The sequence below is a fragment of the Leptotrichia sp. oral taxon 215 str. W9775 genome (assembly GCF_000469505.1).
Lineage (GTDB): Bacteria > Fusobacteriota > Fusobacteriia > Fusobacteriales > Leptotrichiaceae > Leptotrichia_A.
Window position 1 is genome coordinate 76,702 of sequence record NZ_KI272860.1, and the last position, 20,575, is coordinate 97,276.

The following is a 20,575-nucleotide window of genomic DNA, read 5'->3' on the forward strand; positions in this document are numbered from 1 at the left end:
TATTTTTAGTCAATAATACTAATCTATATAATTTTCTATTTCTACAGGATGAACATCCCATATTTCATTTGCATATTCCATTATAGTTCTGTCAGAACTGAACTTTCCGGCATTAGCTATATTCTTAAGAGCCTTTTTAGCCCAGTTTCTTCTATCTCTATATGCTTTTCCAAGTTCAATTTGTGTATCCCTGTATGAATCGAAATCTTTCAGAAGGAAATATACATCCGGTCTTGATCCTTCCGCTCCATATAGTAATGAAGCCTGTAATTCCCTAAATATACCTGTGTGATCATCATCATAAGTTCCGTCACCTAACTGGTCAATAACCTTTTTCAGTCCTTCAACATTGTTGTATTCTTCAAAAGGATTATATGAGTTGCTATGTTGCAGTTCTTCAACTTCATTTGCCTTCAGTCCAAAAATAAATTCATTTTCGCTTCCGGCTTCTTCTACGATTTCTACATTTGCTCCATCTAATGTTCCTATAGTAATCGCACCGTTAAGCATAAATTTCATATTTCCTGTTCCAGAAGCTTCTTTTCCTGCTGTAGAAATCTGCTCTGAAACATCTGCCGCAGGGAATATTTTTTCTGCAAGTGAAACCCTGTAATTTTCAAGGAATACAACTTTTATTTTATCATTAATATCCGTATCATTATTTACTTTTTCAGCTACTGCATTAATTAACTTGATAATTCCTTTCGCCCTTCTATATCCTGCTGCCGCTTTGGCACCAAATATAAATGTTCTAGGCTCTATATCAAGTAATGGATTTTCCTTAAGTTTATTATACAAATCCATTATATGTAATATATTTAACAGCTGTCTTTTATATTCATGAAGTCTTTTTACCTGAACATCAAAGATTGAATTAGGATTAACTTCAATTCCTGTTGTTTCTTTAATATATTCTGCTAATTTTTTCTTATTGTTAAACTTAATTTCAGTAAGTCTGTTAAGCACATCGTCATTTTCAATAAACTGTTCCAATTTTTTCAATTCATAAAGGTCTGTAATCCACTTGTCTCCAATAAGTTCAGTTATCATTTCTGCAAGTTCAGGGTTAGCCTTTAATAGCCATCTTCTTTGAGTAATTCCATTTGTCTTATTCAGGAATTTTTCAGGATAAAGGTCATACCAGTCCTTCAGTTCTGAATGTTTCAATATTTCAGTATGCAGTGCCGCAACTCCGTTTACCTTATGTGAACCTACTATTGCAAGCCATGCCATTCTTATCTGACCATTTCCGATAATTGACATATATTGAATTTTTTGCCAGTCTCCATTGTATCTTGCATTCAGTTCATCCATAAATCTTCTGTTGATTTCTTCAACAATCTGATAAATTCTAGGCAGAAGTGGCTGGAACAATGAAATATCCCATTTTTCCAATGCTTCTGACAATATTGTATGGTTAGTATAAGCAAATACTTTTTTACATATTAACCACGCTTCATCCCATCCTAATTTTTCGTAATCCAGGAAAATTCTCATTAATTCAGGTATTGCAACTACCGGATGAGTATCATTTAACTGAATTGCCACCTTTTCATGGAATTTAGAGAAATCATTTCCATATATTGACTTATATCTTCTGACGATATCCTGTAATGAAGCTGATGTAAAGAAGAACTGCTGTTTAAGTCTTAACATTTTCCCATCTTTTTCAGTATCATTTGGATACAGTACTCTTGAAATATCTTCAGCTTCCACCGCTTTTTCTGAAGCCATCAGGTATTTCTGTGAGTTAAACAGGTTCAGGTCAAATCCTTCAGGTGATCTTGCTTCCCATAATCTAAGCGTATTTACTGTGTCATTTCCATATCCTATTATAGGTACATCATAAGCTACTGCAAGAACATTTTCGGTATCTACTCTTTTGAAGTATTCTTTTCCTACTTCATCTCTATGAACTTCTATTTTTCCACCAAATTTCACTTCAAAAACTCTATCCAGTCTCTTTATTGACCATGGATCTCCATATTTTGTCCAGTTATCAGGGTATTCTACCTGAAATCCATTTTCAATTCTCTGTTCAAACATACCGTATTTATATCTTAATCCATAACCATGTCCTGGCAGCTTAAGTGTTGCCATTGAATCCAGAAAACATGCTGCAAGTCTACCTAATCCCCCATTACCAAGTCCTGCATCAATTTCCTGATCTTCAACTTTATTTATATCTATTCCCAGTTCAGTTAATGTTTCTTTTATTACTTCATTCATCTGCAGGTTAATAAGATTGTTTCCTAAATAACGTCCCATTAAAAATTCTGCTGAAAAATAATATATCTGTTTTGCATGCTTCTTTGCATATGTTTTTTTAGTGTTATACCATTTTTCAACTACATAGTCTAAAGTTGCTCTTGAAACTGCATAATAAATTTCATATTCGTGAGCTTCTTCCATAGTTTTACCATACTGTCTTCTCAATTTTCTAAGAATACTGTTTTTTAATTCAGCCTTGTCTAATACCATTTCTGACCTTCCTTTCATTTTAAAACTAATTACTATCTTTAAATTGTTTTATTTTTTTGCGTTACTTTAGTTATTATACATGTTTTTTGTTGTTTTTACCAGCATTTTTATGATTTATATTATATTATTATACTTTTAGTAATTTTTATATATATTATAGATTAATAATTACAGTCTAGATTATTTATTTACAACTTTTATACAACTTTTATAAATTAAAACTAAAATTCCAAATAAAATTTCCTATTCAATTCCTATCAGTTCCTGATATAATGTTTTCATAAAACTGTCAGTCATTCCTGAAATATAATCAGTGACAAGCAGTATTCTCAAATAAAGTTTATATGAATATATTTTTTCTTCCCTTTCACTTTTGTCAGAGATTTGAGATATTTCTTCACTTTCAGAATACACTTTACTGTAATAGCTGTAAATATACCTGTGAGTTTCAGAAAGAATTGAAAGATATTTTCTGTCTATTCCCTTCATTTCATCTTCATATTCCGTATCCCAATACAAGATTGAACATATAAAGTTATCTAAAAAATAATTTATAATATTATTGGCTGTTACCTCCATTTTTACAATTGCCTTTGAATCAAAAACTTCATTATATGCAAGATTTTTTAATGTTTTAAGAAGAACTTCACTTTCTGTATCTGCAAACAGGTCCCTCTTATACTCTCCATTCATTATGGCAGCATAATTCTGAATAAATGAACCTACCACCGATCTTATAAATATTCCCTGTATTTTTACTACCCATCTTTGTACTGCATATAATTCAGGATCGTCATATTTTCTCTCCCTTGCATGCTGTTTATAACTTATCAGATCTTCATGTAACTTATTATTTTCAGGTATTGCTTCACATAATGTCTCTACAAGCTCTTCAAACTTTATAAATTTCTTTTTTACTCCATCTTCAATATCTGCAGTACAGTAAGCTATATCATCAGCCGCTTCCAGTAAAAATGTCAAAGGATGACGATACACTTCTCCTGTTTCTTCATTCAAAGTTCCTGTATTTTGAACTATTTTTTCAAACAAATCTTTTTCAGCCAGATTATATCCCATTTTCTTTGTTTTTATGTCGCCACTTTTCTTATCGATATTTAAAGAATCTACCGGATATTTAATAAGAGTATTCAGTAAAGCATAAGTAAGGTTCATTCCATTTTCATCAATCAGAAAATGCAGCTTGGCCGCCACCCTTATTGCCTGTGCATTTCCCTCAAAATTCAGTAAATCTCCACACATTTGGGGATTAAGTATTTCCCTGAGTTTCCTTTCTTCACCTTTTGAATTTTTCATAGTGATTTTATCTAAATTTCTGTGAAACCATGTTCTTATTGTATCTTCACCAAAATGACCAAATGGTGGATTTCCAATATCGTGCAGAAGACCTGAACTGGCAAGAATATCTGATATTGCATTTGCTTCCTCATAGTTAAATTCTTCATCAAGTCCCTGACGCATTATTTCACTTGCAACCGACTGGGCAAGAGACTTTGCAAATGATGACACTTCTATCGAATGTGTAAGCCTTGTCCGTATAAAATCATTTTTTTCCAGAGGAAATACCTGTGTTTTATCCTGTAATCTTCTAAAGGAAGGACTGCTCAATATACGATGATAGTCCCTTTCAAAGTCACTTCGTAAATCCATCGACTGCTTTTTCTTATTCTCATGATTTTTCCCATTTTCAGTAAAACTATTTTTCTTATTTGTTCTCGGTCTTTGACTTTCTGTCGACAGAAGCCGGCTCCAGCTCATTTTAAATTTTCCCATAAATTATCCTCTATCCCTTTCATATTCATCTTTCCAATTCATTTTATTTAATAATCTTCAATATACTATTTAAGGAGGCTCTCAGACATTTAGCCAAAGTTTACCTCCTTAATTCTATTAAAATATTACAAAAATTATTCTCTTTACTACGTAATTTAATATAAAAAGCCCAATTACAGGAGATATGTCGAGATTCATATTTCCTATAGGTATTATTATCCTAAATAGTTTCAGATATGGCTCTGTAAACTTTTCAACAGTCTGAAATACCTTCGATTTCCTGTAAGGATCAACCCATGAACCTAAAACTGATATTAATATTAAAAACGAATAAAAATCTATTGCACTAATAAGCAAACTTCCTAAACTGTATCCCATATTTTACCTTATTCTTTCTTTAAAATTATTTTTACATTTATAAAAATTTACATAAATACATCTTTAGAATTTAAAATATATTCTAATCCTGAAATTATCGTTAAAATTAACGGAATTAATAACAGAATATTATTTGCAGTATAGCTTAACGGAATCAATATAATAATCGTCAAAGCTACCATCTGCGTTGCTGTCTTCCATTTTCCAAGCGTTTCAGCTGCAATAACAACACCTTCAGCCGCCACTATGGCTCTAAGCCCTGTTATAAGCAGTTCCCTAAAAATAATAATCAGAACAATCCATAAGCTTATCTGATTGTACTTAGCAAGAACTACCAGTGCTGAAATAACAAGAAGCTTGTCAGCCAAAGGATCTATCAATTTTCCAAGGTTAGTAACAAGATTATATTTTCTTGCTATCTGACCATCGTAATAATCTGTTATTGAAGCTCCCACAAATATAATACATGCAAGTATTCTCAATGTTATTGATAATGCCGTATTGCTAGTTCCCAGAGCTATTTCCAGTAAAAATACAAAAGGAATTATCAAAATCATTCTTAAAGTTGCAAGTTTATTTGGCAGATTCATCCTTACCACCTTCTCCTTTATTTTCTTTAGGAATTAAAGCTTTCATACTTAAATTAAATTTATTTTCATCTTCCAATGTTATTACTTTTACTTTTACAATTTGTCCTTCCTTCAGTACATCTTCAACCTTTCCTACTCTTTTATCACTTATTTCAGAAATGTGAAGTAATCCTTCCTTACCTGGAAGAACTTCTACAAATGCACCGAATTTCATAAGTTTTGTTACTTTTCCTTCATAGATTGCGTTAAGTTCCACTGATTGAGTCTGTCTTTTTACAAGCTCTATAGCTTTTTTCATCATTTCAGGATCTTTTCCGAATATTGCTACACTTCCGTCATCTTCTATATCGATTGAAACTCCTGTTTCTTCAATTATAGCTTTTATAACTTTTCCTGCCGGTCCAATTAATCCTGCTATTTTAGAAGGCTCTATTTTCATCAGTTCAATTTTTGGTGCATTTTCAGCAACTTCAGGTCTTGGTTCACTTATAACTGATTCCATTTTATCTATTATGAACATTCTTCCTTCAAGTGCCTGTCTCAATGCTATTTCCATTATTTCCCTTGTGATTCCTTCTATTTTAATATCCATTTGAATAGCAGTTATACCTTTTCTTGTTCCTGCCACTTTAAAGTCCATATCTCCAAGGTGATCTTCAAGTCCTTGTATATCAGTTAATACAGTAAATGTATCTCCTTCTTTTATAAGTCCCATAGCAATTCCTGCAACAGTTGATTTTATAGGTACTCCTGCTGCCATAAGTGCCAATGAACCACCACAAATACTTGCCTGAGATGAAGAACCATTTGATTCAGTAATTTCTGAAACAAGTCTTACAGTATATGGGAATTCATCCTGTGAAGGCATTACATACTTCAATGCTCTTTCAGCAAGGTTTCCGTGCCCAAGTTCTCTTCTTCCTGGAGCTCTCATAAATCCTGCTTCTCCTACTGAATATGGAGGGAAATTATAATGCAGGAAGAATTTCTTTCTTGATTCATCTTCCATTCCATCTACTATCTGCTCATCTGCTTTACTTCCCAGAGTTGCAACTACCAATGCCTGAGTTTCCCCTCTTGTAAACAATGCTGAACCATGTGGAACAGGAAGTGTATCTATTTCCACATCAAGTGGTCTGATTTCTGTTGTTGTTCTTCCGTCAGTTCTATATTTTTTATAAAGTATTGCATCCCTTACTGTTTTCTTTTCTAAATCACGGTAATAGTTTTTAAATACTTTTTCAAGATCTTCAGGTATTTCCTTATTTTCTTCTTCAAGTTTTGCAGTATATTTATCAAAAAGTTCTATTTCAAGATTGTCTATTGCTTCGTATTTTTCCAATTTACCAGGTGTCATTATTGCCGCTTCAAGTTCTGCCGCAAAACCGTCAATAAATTCTTTTACTTCAGCGTCAGTTTCCTGTTTTTCAAACTCATATTTTACAACTTCAAACTGTGACAGGAATTTATCCTGTTCAGCACAGATTTCCTTTATTCTTTCATGCCCAAACATTATAGCTTCCAGCATTACATCCTCAGAAACTTCTTTTGCTCCTGCTTCAACCATTGTCACTGCATCTTTTGTTCCAGCAACAGACAGTTCAATTTCACTTGCTTCAAGCTGTTCAGGTGTAGGATTTAAAATGTATTCTCCATTAATATATCCAACAGTTACTCCTGCCACTGTTCCTGCAAATGGAATATCAGACAATCCTAAAGCCATTGAAACTCCTATTGTTGCAAGATTTTCAGGCTGATTAACTTCATCATATGAAATTACTGTTATGACAATATGTACCGCATTTAAAAATCCTTCAGGAAATAATGGTCTTATTGGTCTATCTACCAATCTTGAAATTAATATTTCCTCTGTTGAAGGCTTTGATTCCCTTTTAATAAATCCTCCAGGGAACTTTCCTGAAGCGTAGAATTTTTCAATATAATCTACTGTCAATGGGAAGAAATCCTGACCTTCCCTAACATCCTTACTTCTAGTTGCAGTTACAAGCAGAACAGTTCCTCCGCATTGGACAATTACTGAACCTCCAGCCTGTCTTGCAATTTTTCCTGTGCTTATTTTTACTTGTTGAGTTCCTAAATTGAACCCGTAGTTTTTTTCATCAAACATTTACTTCCTCCTAAATTTACCTTTTTCAATTTTCTAAAATCAAGAAGGGAGCAAATAATAGTAAAAAACTTTATTTTCCAATAAAATTCTTTACAATTACTTACTCAAATACCTTCTTGAATTTTAATAATTATATCATTTTTATAAGATTTTTACAATATCATATTTTTTTCTATTTACAAAATGAAAGATAGCAAAAATTTTAAGAATGAAAATATTGAAGATATTATTGAAAAAATAGTATGGAAAAAGAAAAGAAAATAATAAAATTACTGACAAAGAAAAATAAATGTATTGATTTCTTTAAATTTTTGTAGTATGTTATTTATATAGATTGTCTGGAAGGTGATTAATATGAAAAAAATAAAATCTATAATTAAAAATAAAGATAAATATACAATTCAAGAAAAAATATTATTTATAATTGTGGCAAGTATAGCTATATTAATATTCGCTCCATTTTCTGTTGTATTTTTTCTTATTCTTGCAGGAATTTTGATTCTACTAGGGCCAATCGGATGGATACTACTGGCTATGTTATGTATATTTATTTATTCAATAATAAAAGAAAATTCAGACGGCTTGTTATAAGTTGTTTTTTTAATTTTTCACATTTTCATACTTTATTTTAGCTCTCTGAATAGTTGACACATTTATATACGGATGTCCTAGCACAAAAATGTGTTCGGGTAAAATAAATTTGCATAAAATATAGTAATCTGATATAATAAAGTTACCTTAAGGTAGACCCTCAAAGGGTAACTTGTATAGAATTTAAAATTTTGTGACAAAACTGACTGGATTTTTCCAGTCTTTTTTGTTATAATCTTTATCGGCTTCACAAAAGCCATAAATTCTATACAAGGAGGTACTGCTATGCTTAAAGTAATAGTTGTACTGATTTTTATTTTAATCAGTTACAATTTATTTTAACCATTCAGACCTCAACCCTTAGGGGTATTAATAGGCTTTTACCGGGCCTATTTTTTATTGTCATTAACCGAAACCATTTTTGGACTGGCGAATATATTAAATTATCTATTTTATTTTAATTCTGAAGCTCATAAACGCCCCAAATTTTGTTTTATTTCAAATATCCCTATCCTCACTGTTATTCAGTTTATTAAATTCATTTGTCTACTAATTAATAAGAAAAACTGCCTCAAATAGATTAAATCACTGAAAATAACCTTTATTTCAATTGATTTCTTTTTGAGACAGTTATTTAGCTACCTGTTTTACATTTTTAATTAAAAATTCCTATATGTTTCTATTTTCTCCAGAATATCTTCTAATAGTTGTTCGAAAATAAAGTTGAATCTGTTATCAGCAGAATGTAAAATAACAAAACAATGATTCGACTTAAAGTCTGCTGACAGGTTTTCAGTTAATTTATCAGATTTATACCTGATTTTTTCCTTTGTTTTTAACATAATAACCTTTTCCCTAATTCCATGACTCCTGATAGGATAAACTGCAAATTTATATTTACCCAGATCAATTGTCATAGCATTTCTCCCTGTGTTCCCTTCTATCCGGTATTTTTCCCCTCCTTCACAAATATTGTCCTCAATATACTTTTCAACCTCTAAAGAGTTTCTGACTTTCTCAAGGAAATAAAATGCTCCTGTTACTTCTTTATTTTCTATTTTTACGCCCTCCTCTTTCATTTTTTTATCATTACAAGCTTCTCTCCTTTCTCTTGTTAAAAGCATCTATAAAAATTTGTAATGTACCCCAATTATATATAGTATAACCACTTGCAGCTTTTTTATTTTAATTATATTCTTTATTACGCATTTTTTCATATTCCTTCATCATATTATCCATAATTTTTAAATTATTGTGAAACTCAGCATTTTTCTTAAATCTGCTTTTCTTTCTTCCATCACTTTCCCTATCATTTAACTTTAAAAAGTTTATAGGTTTTTCTGAATAATTTATAACTGTATTCTGAATTTCATCATTAGATACAATAAGAATCTGGTCAAAATAATCTTTTTCCTCCTTATCTTCCAAATCTAAATATTCTCTCTTAAACTCATCAAATTTATATATTTCTCTAATCTCCAATAAATCTGATATTTTTCTTAAATTTTCAATATTTTTACTTATTTCTGTGTTTTCCAGGTCATAAATCATAACAACTCTTATTTTTTCAACTTCCTTATTGTTCCATTCTATTTCTTTTTCTCCTTGATATTTTTCAATATTTTCTCTCAAAATATCTTCAGCTATTTTATAATCTTCTGTTTCATAACTCCCATACAAAATTTCATTATTAGCTTTTTCCTTTTTTAAAAGGTACTTGTATAACTTAAATTTAAAATACGAGTATATTTTTATATCTTCTGTTTCTGATATTTTCCCTAGCATTTCATCCAGTAGCCTAAAATTTTCCTCTTCCTTCAGCTTAACCCCTGATGAAGTTACCTGTTTTCTACAGTTTATCTTTTCATTTTTAAAATTTAAAATCAAATATGTAAAAAAATCATATCTTTCACCTTTAGAATTCATTCTCCCATATTTATTAAAAAATTCTTCAAGTACTTCATATATATAACATAAATTCTTTATACCCAATTCTTCCTGAAACATTTCTATTTCTATAATTTCCGGTTTTGAAGCTATCCCGTTATATACTCTTTCCCATCTTTTCAATAATATATTTTTTACATATTCCTGTCTCACTTTTTCAAATTTGTTTATTTTCAGTTTTATAAGTTCGGCAGGTTCATCAGATGATATATATTTTTTATAATCTATATCCAAATCATTTAATACAGACCTCAAATCCGATTTCAACGTTGTCCTGTTTTCATTACTTTCCCAAATTTTTTGTCCAAACCTCATAATATTAATTTTTTTACTGCTTATTAGAATAAAAAGATAAATCATTTCTTTTCTCATTGAATTTAAAAATTTTAAGAAGAACTTCCATTTTAAAGAATTTTTATTATATTTACCAAAATAGAAGAAACATTTTTTTGTTTCCACTATCTGTCCAAGTTTTTCAGCATTTAACATATGATTTACAGTCTTCAGCTTTTCTGAAAAATTTTTCTCTGTAATAATTTTATTTTCAAATGCTTCTTTCTTACTTATAATCTTAAAGTTTAATATTTTTGATATCAGTTCTATTTCATCGTAATTAAAATCGAGCAAGAAATTCCACCTCATACCTGTTTTCTTATATGTTAACAGTTACAAGGACTGATTTTTAGGGGTATCATTAATTTTTTATTAATCTTTAAATCGCCCTAAAATCAGTTGTTTAACTCCTGCTCAATATTAATTAATCATTAAATGATATATTTTTATTCAACTTCTAATAATAACTTCTTCAGTGTTTCTGAACCTACTTTAGAATCGTTGATTTCACGTTTCCAATATTTGCTTCCCTTTACTCCATGAAATAGTCCATGTGTATGCATCAGAAAAAGATGCGGACGGTTACCTGTTTTTTCCATTTTTTCTACATATGAAAGCATCTTTTCCATAATTTCTTTTCTCGTAATATTTATTTCCTTACCATAATATTTACCAAATTCAGAAAGTATCATGGGATTGTCATAAATTTCACGCCCAAGCATTACTGAATCTACATTTTTTAAATGCTCATCAATTGCTTCAACAGTTTTTATTCCTCCATTTAGTTCGATATGCAGGTGAGGTTTCTCTTTCTTAATCCTGTATACTTCATCATATCTCAAAGGTGGAATTTCCCTGTTTTCCCTTGGATCAAGTCCTGCCAGTATGGCAATTCTCGCATGAATAATATACTTATTTACTCCTGCCTGCTCTGTTATATTGATGAAATTAAGCATATCTTCATACTTATCAAGAAGAGTTCTGCCATAATCATCCGGAAGAACCCCTTTTCCATCAATTCCTATCCTATGTTTTATGGAAACTGTTTTTTTAGTAGCTTTTTTCATTTCATGCACTATTTCAGCCACTAATTCCGGAAAAGCCATCAGATAGGCTCCCATTGCATTACCGGAAACTCTGTCTGACGGACATCCCACATTAAGATTTATTTCATCATAGTTATAGTCTTCTGCAATTTTTACTGCTTCATACGCTTCCTTTTTATTTGAAGCTGATATTTGTAAAACTATGGGAGTCTCAACTTCATCAAAACTAAGTATATAATCAGTATCACCCTTGATAATAGCCTGTGCCGTTATCATTTCCGTATACAGGGTGACATCCTTGTTTATCATTCTTACAAAATTTCTAAAATTTCTGTCTGTTTTATCAACCATTGGTGCAACACTTATTTTACTCTTCATATTTTCCATTCTAATTCCTTATTTTCTAAATCTTTTTTACTATTTTCTATAATATTTCATAGCTTCAGGTAAAAAGTCCTTTAAAGCCTGAATTCTTTTATCACTTGACGGATGCGTAGAAAGGAAATCAACTCCACTTCCATTTCCTTTTGCAGCCATTCTTTCCTGTACTTTTATAGCTTCCTCAGGATTATATCCTGCCATTGCCATAAATATCATTCCATACTTATCTGCTTCATATTCCTGTGTTCTATTAAATTTTAGAAGCCCTATTTGAAGTCCTTGACCTAACAAATCATTATTTATAATTTCTGTTGCACCACCTGTCAGAACATCTACAACTCCCTTTCCAATCATTACCACTCCAGCAGTCATCTGGTTACTTTTACCTTCAGCATGGTGACCTCCAATAACGTGACCTATTTCATGCCCCATAACAAACGCCACACCTGCATCTGTCTTTAAAACTGGCATAATTCCTGTAAAGAATGCTATTTTTCCACCAGGCATTGCAAATGCATTTAATTCCTCGCTTTTTATAAGATTAAACTCCCAGTTTAAGTTATTTACCTTTTTTGACATTCCATTTTCATTCATATATTTTTCAACTGCTCCTGATATTCTTCCACCAATTTCCTTTAATCTTTTTCCGTCAGCAGTATTATTTGCCAATAAATTTTTTGAAGCCGCTTCATTTATAAATTGTCTGTAAGCTGCAACTGAATCTCTTGCAACGCTTTCATCACTTACTAATTTTAGCTGTCTTCTTCCTGTAAGGGGTGCTGTTGTACAACTTGCTAAAAGTAACATCCCCAATATTGCTGCAATTATTTTTGAATTTCTTCTCATACTCATTTATATTTCCTCCTAAAGTTATTTACAATATAGCTTTTTCATACATCTCCTATTTTAATTATTTTATTATAACATATAAACATAAAACTGACTACTGTCAAATACTTTTTTACATAAAAATAGCTTAATTATTTTCCTTAAACTTTTAATTGAAAAAATACCTTTTATATATTATAATGAAGAAAATAATAAAAAGGAGAAAAAAATGTTTGCTAACTCATTAAAAACAGGAATGCTTATGTTTGCATTAATTATGCTGTTTACAACGATTGGAGGATTGCTGGGAAGTAGTGAAGGTGCATTTATAGGACTTCTGATAGCCGGTGGGATGAGTTTTTTCAGCTACTGGTTCAGTGATAAAATGGTTTTAAGTGCATATAATGGTAAAGAAGTTACAGAGCTAAATAATCCGAGACTATACAGAATGGTAAAAAATTTAGCTGCTAACGCAAAATTACCAATGCCTAAAGTTTACATTATTCCGGAAAGACAGCCAAATGCATTTGCCACAGGTAGAAATCCTCAGCATGCTGCAGTTGCATGTACTGAAGGTCTGCTTGAAATTATGAATGACAACGAACTGGCAGGAGTTTTAGGACACGAACTTGGACACGTTAAGCATAGAGATATCCTTATAAGCACAATAGCCGCAACTTTTGCAGGAGCAATTTCAAATATAGCAAGATTTTTGCCTTATTTTGGAAATTCGGGAGACTCAAGAAGACGTAGAAACAATACAGGAACTCTTATGTTATTCTCTTTTCTTGCCCCTATTGGAGCCGCAATTATTCAAATGTCAATTTCCCGTAGCAGAGAATTTATGGCTGACAGGGCAGGAGCAGAATTTTCAGGAAATCCTCTCTATTTAAGGGATGCATTGAATAAGCTTGAGGCATATAGCCATAATGTTGCAATGTCAAAGCAGAATCCTGCATACTCACATATGTTCATTGTTAATCCCCTTTCAGGAATCAAGGGACTTGCTGATTTATTCAGAACACACCCTTCTACTTCTGACAGAATAAAAGAACTGGAAAAAATGGCATACGATAAGCATCTAATGTAAGATTATAAAAATTTTTAAACTTTTAAAAACACTTATGAAAAATGATGTATAAATTTGTAAATATTATCATTTAATAATTTACTTTTATACATCATTTTTTGTTGTTATATACTATATTTTTTCTATTAAACACGAAAAAGGCTTATTAAAAATTAATAAACCTTCTATATAATTGAAGATGATATATTATGACTAAAATAAACTTATTCCTCTTTTAACAAGTCTAAATTCTACCCTTCTGTTGGCATTTCTTCCTGCTTCTGTATCATTACTTGCTACAGGATTTTCCTCACCTTTTCCAAGTATTTCTATTATTCTTGTTGGAGATAATCCTAATTCTATCAATTTTGCACTGACACTTTCCGCTCTTCTCAAAGACAGTTTTTCATTATATGAATTTATTCCTGTAGAGTCTGTATATCCAACTATAGTTACAACGTAATCATTTTTTTCAACATATTCTTTTATATCCTTTAATGTAGGAACTGCTTCTTCTGATAATTTTGAACTATTTAATTTAAATTTCAATTCATCAGCTTTGACACTAAGTAATTCCACTTTAGTAATATCAAGTTTTGAACTTCCAACCATTTTTGGTTCTGGTATAAAATCATCTTTTTTATTATTTTGCAGTTTGTTTTCTGCCTGTTGATCATTTTTTATTACTGTTGATGTTCCATCCTGTGACAATTCTACTGTTATCAAATCAGGATCCGAAGCTAAAGTAGGCTGCTTTGCAGGCTCTGTTACCGGAATATCTTTCTGTGCGTCTCCGTTTAATTCAACCGCATTTGGTTTTATAGAATTTTTTCTCATTTCAGATGTAGATAATTTTTCTGATACAGTTGGTACAGATAACGCCACCAACGATGATAATGCTACTAATGTAGGTTTTTTTACCATTTGATTTTCCTCCCTTACTACAAACTATGAATCCTTTACATATATTTGATATATATTTTCATAATTATATTTCATAATGTTGTATTTTCTCTTAGATTTTTCTTTTTATACTAAGATAATACCAAAAAAACAGAAAAAATACAAGCTTTTTTTTTAATTTTTTCATTTTTACAAAAAATTATATAAAAAATATATCATTAATATTGTATTTTTCCTGTTTTTAAAATAATTTAAAATATCAATAAAATTATATAGGGTAACTGTAATTTAATTATCTGACTTATTATATTAAGTATTCTTTCCCCTTATCAGACAATTTAAAAATCCTGTTTTCAATGTAAATAAGTTTCTTATCCATTGCTTTCTTAAGAACTTTATTTAAAAACATTTTTTCCCATCTTAAATGGTATTCCAGCGTATCTACTCCACACTCATCAGTTTCCTGAGGCGTATTCATATGATTTGCTATATGAATAAGTAATATTTTAACAGAAAACTCAAGTTTCTGGTTTCTTTTTCTCTTTATTGTGGAAATTAATCCACTTTTTGGAGAAAGTATTAACACTACAATAAACAATACTCCTATTATTAGAGCAATACTTCCTGCTATTGATACATCAAATAAAATTGCCATATTGTATCCGATAACTGATGCAACTGCTCCAATAAGTAAACTTAAAGCTATCATTTCCTTCAGCTTGTTTGTAAGCAGATATGCTGTTATTGGAGGGCCTATCATAAAAGCCACTACCAGTATGGATCCCACTGCCCCAAAGGAAGTTACTGCTGTTACAGAAACAAGGGACATAAGGATATAATGCACCAATACAGGCTGCATACCTAAAGTTACTGCCAGAGCCTTATCAAATGTAGATATTTTTAACTCTTTAAAAAAGATTGTAATAAAGAGAAAGTTAACTATAAAAATTATAAATATGCTTACTAGACTTTTTGCAACTGAAAATCCAAATATTTCAATTCTATTAAATGGTGCAAATGCAAGCTCTCCAAGCAAAACCGAATCTACATCCAAATGAACATTTTTTGTATATTTTGAAATTAAAATTACTGCCATACTGAATAATAAAGGGAAGACTATTCCTATTGCCGAATCTTCCTTTAACAGCCTTGTTGAATTAAGCAGCTCCACAAGATAAACTGTTAAAACTCCTACAATTCCTGCTCCAATAATTAATAATGGAGAGTTAAGATCATGAACAATGAAGAAAGCTAGAACTATTCCAAGCAATATTGTATGGGTAATCGCATCCGATACCATTGCCATGCTTTTCAGAACTAGGAAAACTCCTAATATAGAACAGGCTCCTGCCACAAGAATTGCAATCAGCTGTATTTCTAATCCTGCACTCATATTAAATCCCCCCCTCTGACTGATGAACCTGCTCTATAAGTTTTTCCTTTTCAGCCTTATACTTTTTAAGCTCTTCAGTTATTATTTTTCTTCTTCTTCTATTTCTAATTATTTTAAATACTATTCCCCTCTTAGTAGAAAATAGTATGCTGAAGACTACAATTATACTTATCAGCATTACAATTACAGGACCTGTTGGGAGGTCACTTTTACTTATACTTACTGCTGTTCCGATAAATCCGGAAATACCTCCAAAAATTCCAGCCAGAACAACCATTACTGAAAGTCTGTCTGTCCACTGTCTTGCAGCGACAGCAGGTGAAATTATCATGGCACTTATAAGTATAACTCCTGCAGCCTGTATTCCTATTATAACAGTAATCACTATTAGAAACGATATAAATAATCCAATGGCTTTTGCAGGAAATCCTAACGTACTGGCAAAATCAACATCAAAGGAAGATATTTTAAATTCCTTCCAGAATAGCACAATAACTATAAGAAGGATAATTCCTACATAAAACATAATATTTACATCTCTTTCGAGAAATGTTGATGCCTGTCCAAATATGAATTTATTTAGTCCTGATTTATTAGCACCTGGAAGTTTATTCAAATATGACATGAGAACTAGTCCCAACCCAAAGAATACCGATAATATAAACGCCAATGCACTATCAAATTTAATTTTAGTATAATTCTGAATTATCTGTATTAATCCAATACACATAATCCCCACACATAAAGCTCCTATCAGCAGGACTTCTGTATTTTTGCTATTTGTAATCATAAAAGCTATACATACTCCAGGAAGCGAAGCATGAGATACGGCATCTCCAAGCAGACTCTGCTTTCTCAGTACTGCAAAACATCCTATCATTCCTGAAACAATACCCAGCAGTGTACATCCCATAGCAACAGTCCTGAATGTATGATCTGTTAAAAGAAGTTTTAAAATATTCATTTTACTCCTCCTTTTTCATTTCTCTATTTTCTTTTTCCAAAGACTGGCCTATAGAAATCGAATAGTTTTTATTTTTATATGCCTTTTCTATATTTTCTTCAGTAAATACATCATCTACATGTCCTGATGCAACAACTGAAACATTTATAAAAGTCACATAATCAAAATATTCTTTTACAGTCTGTAAGTCATGGTGTACAGCAATCACTGTTTTTCCTTCATTTCTCAATTTTTTCAAAATATCGATTATTGATTTTTCCGTCTTGCTGTCTACTCCTTGAAATGGCTCATCCATAAAATAAATTTCAGCTTCCTGAACCAATGCCCTTGCCAGAAAGACTCTCTGCTGCTGTCCTCCCGAAAGCTGGCTTATCTGTCTGTCAGAAAATTCTTCCATTCCAACTTTTGCAATGGCTTCCTTCGTTTTTTCCTTGTCTATTTTACCTACCTTCTTAAGCCATCCAACCTTTCCATAACGCCCCATTTCAACCACATCAAATACAGTCGTTGGAAAATCCCAGTCTACACTTCCCCTTTGAGGAACATATGCTATTTTATTTCTTACTTTGCTGTACTTTTCATTATAAAACAGGACTTCTCCGGTAACAGGCTTTATAAGGTTGAGCATTGTTTTAATTAATGTCGATTTTCCCGCACCGTTTGGACCTACAATAGCCATTAGAACTCCTTTTTTTACATTTAGTTCAACATCCCATAAAACTGGTTTGTCTTCGTAGGCTACTGTCAAATCCTCCACTTTTATAATTATTTCATTATTCTGTTTATTTTCCATATTATTTGCTGTTGTCATAACTTAACCTCTACATTCTTCTTTTTATCTTTATTATATACCTATTTTAATGCATTTGCTATTGTATCAGCATTTGCTTTTACTGTTTTTATATAAGATTCAGTATTATGTTCCTTATCTCCTAGTGAATCTGAATAAAGTTCTCCACCTATTTTTATTTCTTTTCCTTTTGCCTTTACTGCTTCCTGTAATGCTTCTATACTTTTTTTAGGTACTGAAGATTCTACGAAAATTGCCTTTATATCCCTTTCAACAATGAAGTTTGCCAGATCACTTATATTTTTAGTACCTGTTTCAGAATCTGTAGAAACTCCCTGTATTGCCTTAACTTCAAGTCCAAATTGTTTTCCAAAATATCCAAATGCATCATGTGCTGTTACAAGCACTCTACTTTTTTCAGGAATTTCGTTAATTCTTCCTTTTACATATTCAGTAAGTTCAGCTAATTCTTTTTTATAGTTTTCATAATTCTGTTTATAATAGTCAGCATTTTTAGAATCCATTTCTGCTAATTTATTTGTCAATGCTTCAGCTTCTTTTCCCCAGAATTCTGTATTAAACCATACATGCGGATCTGGAGTATTTCCTTCCACCATTGTAACTTGACTTTTATCTATTGCTTCTCCTACATTAAGTATAGCTTTTTTCTGTTGTTCCATACTTTCAAATACTTCTGTCATTTTTCCTTCCAAATGAAGGCCACCATAAACAATTAAATCAGCTTTTGAAAGTTTATCAACATCTCCTGCACTAGCTGTATAAAGGTGTGGGTCTACTCCTTCTCCCATAAGCCCTTCAACTTCAACTTTATCTCCACCGATTATTCTGCTAAGATCTGCAAGCATTGTTGTTGTTGTAACAATTTTTATTTTTTTATCTCCATTTCCTGACTGAGCATTATCCTTTGCATCTCCACTTTTACTTCCACAATTTATTAGTGCAAATATCATTAATCCAAACATTATTACAAATTTAAAGTTCTTTTTTATATTTAACAGATTATTGTTCATACTTATCATTCTCCTTCGTATTTTTTTCTATAAATTTCTATTAGTTTAGCCGCATCATATGCGATTATTTTCGTTTTTTTATTACTATTCTCCAGATAAATCGGTCCATTAAAAGGATCTTTTTTTGTAACTTTATAACTTTCTTTTATTGTTATATCCATTTCTCTTAGATAATCGTATAATTCTATATTATCTTCTACACTTAATATTACTATTTCATCATCTTCTTCTGCCTCAGACAGTTTCATCATATTTTCTTCACTAAATTCATCACTGTCATAAAATATTGGACTTCCATGTGGACATTCTTTCGGATAGAAAAGAAATTTCTCAAGTTTTTGCAACATTTTTTCACTTGTTACATGTTCGAGAACTTCTGCTTCTTCATGTATTTCATCCTTATCATATCCTAGCTTTTCTACAAGGAATACTTCCCATACCCTGTGTTTTCTTATGATGTTTACTGCAATATCACTTCCTTTCTTAGTAAGCTTAATATTCCTGCCTTCTGAAATTAAATAATTTTCATTTGAAAGCTTTTTTATCATTTCGCTTACTGATGCAGGTGAAATATTCAGATATTCTGCTAAATTTTTATTTGAATACTGTTTTCTTTTTTTCAGGAGATATATTCCTTTTAGATAGTCTTCTAAACTTTTGCTCATTACCACTCCTTTCCACTTATCTTAACCAAGCCTAATTATTAATTAGGTTATCCTAATTTCTTTTATATGTTACCACTACTTACTTAAATTGTCAAGCCTTTTTTAAATTCTTATAAATAAAAAAAGAAACTGTTTTGAATAGATTTTAAACAGTTTCCTTCTGATACAGCTTCAATAAATAAAATCAAATAAATTTTATTTAAATGTAGATTAATATTATTTTTTAGAAACAACTACATTATCTACATTTGACCCAAGTTCTTTTTCAGCAATTAAATCTTCCAGATTTTCTTTTACTGTTACTAATTCCTCAAGACTCATATTTTCATAACTTGTCTGATTGGAGCTTTTTACATTTATACCTTGTTTTCTTAAAAAATCATCTATTTTATTTTGATTTTTTTTATACAGATAATATGTCACTGCTACTGCTCCAACTCCTGCTACTGCACCTATAAGATGCTCCTTTTTTACATTTCCAAATCCTATCATTTTTACCTCCTAAATTTTTATTGTAATGTTATATATCTATCATTCATATCATTACTTATTTTATTATAAAAAAATATATGATATATTAAATCATTTAAATTTTCAATTGAATTATCATCCTGTATATTTGCAATATAATGACACTTATTGTTTTCATCTTTTAATCTGTAAATTCTAACTATTTTATCTGAATGACTCCGTATTATAAGGTGTCTTCCGAACGTAGTCAGCCACATTAAAATTATTGTAATAACAGATTTATTATTAAAATATGATTTTAGCAAATATATTGCTGGTAAAATTTCAATATCAAAAAATCCTTTTCTCTTTGTATCACTGTAAGCATGTTCGATTATCGCTGCAGTTGTCAGTATTAATGCCGAATTATTCATACCTGTTTGCAGATTCTTCAATTTTCTTCCACCTAGGCTATAAAGAAAAGCTAATAAAATAGCTCCTCCTGAATACATTGAAAGTGAATTAATTGAATTTTCATAATAATCTTCTATTAATTTTACAGGCGACATATTATTCTCAATAGATATGCCTGTAATAACACGATAAATAATTTCCTGTAAATATACTTCTTCCTGATCAAATTTAACCAGAACTGTATTTATAATGCTATTATATCGTAAATATATGCTTTTATTTGTAGATTTAACCATCTTAGAAAAATTTTCCAGATTTTTAATTCGATGAGAAATTTTAAATCTGATTCTGTTAGGCAATTTATGCATTATAGTAACGTTCAACTTATTCATATTAAGATTC

At 30.8% G+C, this 20,575-nt stretch carries 19 protein-coding genes; 2 read left to right on the forward strand and 17 right to left on the reverse strand.

What is annotated here, in order from left to right; all coding sequences use genetic code 11:
* Window positions 1-18 precede the first annotated feature (18 nt).
* The 5 genes from HMPREF1984_RS07290 to pnp form a co-directional block, all read right to left on the reverse strand.
* Window positions 19-2,481 (reverse strand): glycogen/starch/alpha-glucan phosphorylase, encoded by a 2,463-nt coding sequence (locus HMPREF1984_RS07290; RefSeq protein WP_036100158.1) that lies wholly within the window; start codon window positions 2,479-2,481, stop codon window positions 19-21.
* Window positions 2,482-2,724: 243 nt separating this feature from the next.
* The gene (locus HMPREF1984_RS07295) at window positions 2,725-4,272 is read right to left on the reverse strand and encodes a deoxyguanosinetriphosphate triphosphohydrolase (protein WP_021767311.1); all 1,548 of its coding nucleotides are present in this window, start codon (window positions 4,270-4,272) and stop codon (window positions 2,725-2,727) included.
* Between the two features lie 117 nt (window positions 4,273-4,389).
* Window positions 4,390-4,650 (reverse strand): YggT family protein, encoded by a 261-nt coding sequence (locus HMPREF1984_RS07300; protein WP_021767312.1) that lies wholly within the window; start codon window positions 4,648-4,650, stop codon window positions 4,390-4,392.
* 47 nt (window positions 4,651-4,697) lie between these two features.
* Window positions 4,698-5,240: a CDP-diacylglycerol--glycerol-3-phosphate 3-phosphatidyltransferase gene (gene pgsA, locus HMPREF1984_RS07305; protein WP_021767313.1), complete on the reverse strand. Its 543-nt coding sequence runs from the start codon at window positions 5,238-5,240 to the stop codon at window positions 4,698-4,700.
* Complete coding sequence (pnp, locus tag HMPREF1984_RS07310; protein ID WP_021767314.1) at window positions 5,224-7,368, reverse strand: polyribonucleotide nucleotidyltransferase; 2,145 nt, start codon at window positions 7,366-7,368, stop codon at window positions 5,224-5,226. Before pnp ends, pgsA begins: the two co-directional genes overlap by 17 nt.
* 354 nt (window positions 7,369-7,722) lie before the next feature.
* On the opposite strand from pnp, the gene HMPREF1984_RS07315 reads away from it, so the two are divergent.
* Window positions 7,723-7,959, forward strand: coding sequence for a hypothetical protein (locus HMPREF1984_RS07315; protein ID WP_021767316.1), 237 nt, complete (start codon window positions 7,723-7,725; stop codon window positions 7,957-7,959).
* A gap of 659 nt (window positions 7,960-8,618) precedes the next feature.
* Here HMPREF1984_RS07315 and HMPREF1984_RS07320 read toward each other — a convergent pair.
* From HMPREF1984_RS07320 to HMPREF1984_RS07335, 4 genes are all read right to left on the reverse strand, one after another.
* Entirely contained in the window at window positions 8,619-9,038 is a 420-nt protein-coding gene (locus HMPREF1984_RS07320) for a hypothetical protein (RefSeq protein ID WP_156894262.1), read from the reverse strand.
* A 106-nt stretch (window positions 9,039-9,144) separates the two neighbouring features.
* Window positions 9,145-10,533, reverse strand: a complete 1,389-nt coding sequence (locus tag HMPREF1984_RS07325) for a hypothetical protein (RefSeq protein ID WP_036100160.1) — start codon at window positions 10,531-10,533, stop codon at window positions 9,145-9,147.
* 152 nt (window positions 10,534-10,685) lie between these two features.
* Window positions 10,686-11,672 carry a tRNA dihydrouridine(20/20a) synthase DusA gene (gene dusA / locus HMPREF1984_RS07330; RefSeq protein ID WP_021767319.1) on the reverse strand — a complete coding sequence of 329 codons (987 nt, stop codon included), beginning with the start codon at window positions 11,670-11,672 and terminating at the stop codon, window positions 10,686-10,688.
* 30 nt (window positions 11,673-11,702) lie between these two features.
* Window positions 11,703-12,512, reverse strand: a complete 810-nt coding sequence (locus tag HMPREF1984_RS07335) for a M48 family metallopeptidase (protein ID WP_036100253.1) — start codon at window positions 12,510-12,512, stop codon at window positions 11,703-11,705.
* A 211-nt stretch (window positions 12,513-12,723) separates the two neighbouring features.
* Between HMPREF1984_RS07335 and htpX the strand changes: the two genes are divergently transcribed.
* Window positions 12,724-13,584, forward strand: coding sequence for a zinc metalloprotease HtpX (gene htpX / locus HMPREF1984_RS07340; protein WP_021767321.1), 861 nt, complete (start codon window positions 12,724-12,726; stop codon window positions 13,582-13,584).
* Window positions 13,585-13,776: 192 nt separating this feature from the next.
* Here the strand turns inward: htpX and HMPREF1984_RS07345 are convergent, their stop codons facing one another.
* From HMPREF1984_RS07345 to HMPREF1984_RS07380, 8 genes are all read right to left on the reverse strand, one after another.
* The gene (locus tag HMPREF1984_RS07345; RefSeq protein ID WP_021767322.1) at window positions 13,777-14,487 is read right to left on the reverse strand and encodes an OmpA family protein; all 711 of its coding nucleotides are present in this window, start codon (window positions 14,485-14,487) and stop codon (window positions 13,777-13,779) included.
* A gap of 283 nt (window positions 14,488-14,770) precedes the next feature.
* Window positions 14,771-15,859, reverse strand: a complete 1,089-nt coding sequence (locus HMPREF1984_RS07350; RefSeq protein ID WP_021767323.1) for a metal ABC transporter permease — start codon at window positions 15,857-15,859, stop codon at window positions 14,771-14,773.
* A 1-nt stretch (window position 15,860) separates the two neighbouring features.
* Window positions 15,861-16,823, reverse strand: coding sequence for a metal ABC transporter permease (locus HMPREF1984_RS07355; RefSeq protein WP_021767324.1), 963 nt, complete (start codon window positions 16,821-16,823; stop codon window positions 15,861-15,863).
* A gap of 1 nt (window position 16,824) precedes the next feature.
* Entirely contained in the window at window positions 16,825-17,634 is an 810-nt protein-coding gene (locus HMPREF1984_RS07360; protein ID WP_021767325.1) for a metal ABC transporter ATP-binding protein, read from the reverse strand.
* 41 nt (window positions 17,635-17,675) lie between these two features.
* Entirely contained in the window at window positions 17,676-18,623 is a 948-nt protein-coding gene (locus HMPREF1984_RS07365) for a metal ABC transporter solute-binding protein, Zn/Mn family (protein WP_232219699.1), read from the reverse strand.
* 26 nt (window positions 18,624-18,649) lie between these two features.
* A complete protein-coding gene (locus tag HMPREF1984_RS07370) occupies window positions 18,650-19,309 on the reverse strand; it encodes a metal-dependent transcriptional regulator (RefSeq protein WP_021767327.1) in 660 nt (219 codons plus the stop codon).
* Between the two features lie 216 nt (window positions 19,310-19,525).
* On the reverse strand, window positions 19,526-19,801 hold the full coding sequence (locus tag HMPREF1984_RS07375) for a hypothetical protein (RefSeq protein WP_021767328.1): 276 nt from the start codon (window positions 19,799-19,801) through the stop codon (window positions 19,526-19,528).
* 17 nt (window positions 19,802-19,818) lie between these two features.
* The gene (locus tag HMPREF1984_RS07380; RefSeq protein ID WP_021767329.1) at window positions 19,819-20,565 is read right to left on the reverse strand and encodes a hypothetical protein; all 747 of its coding nucleotides are present in this window, start codon (window positions 20,563-20,565) and stop codon (window positions 19,819-19,821) included.
* Window positions 20,566-20,575 lie beyond the last annotated feature (10 nt).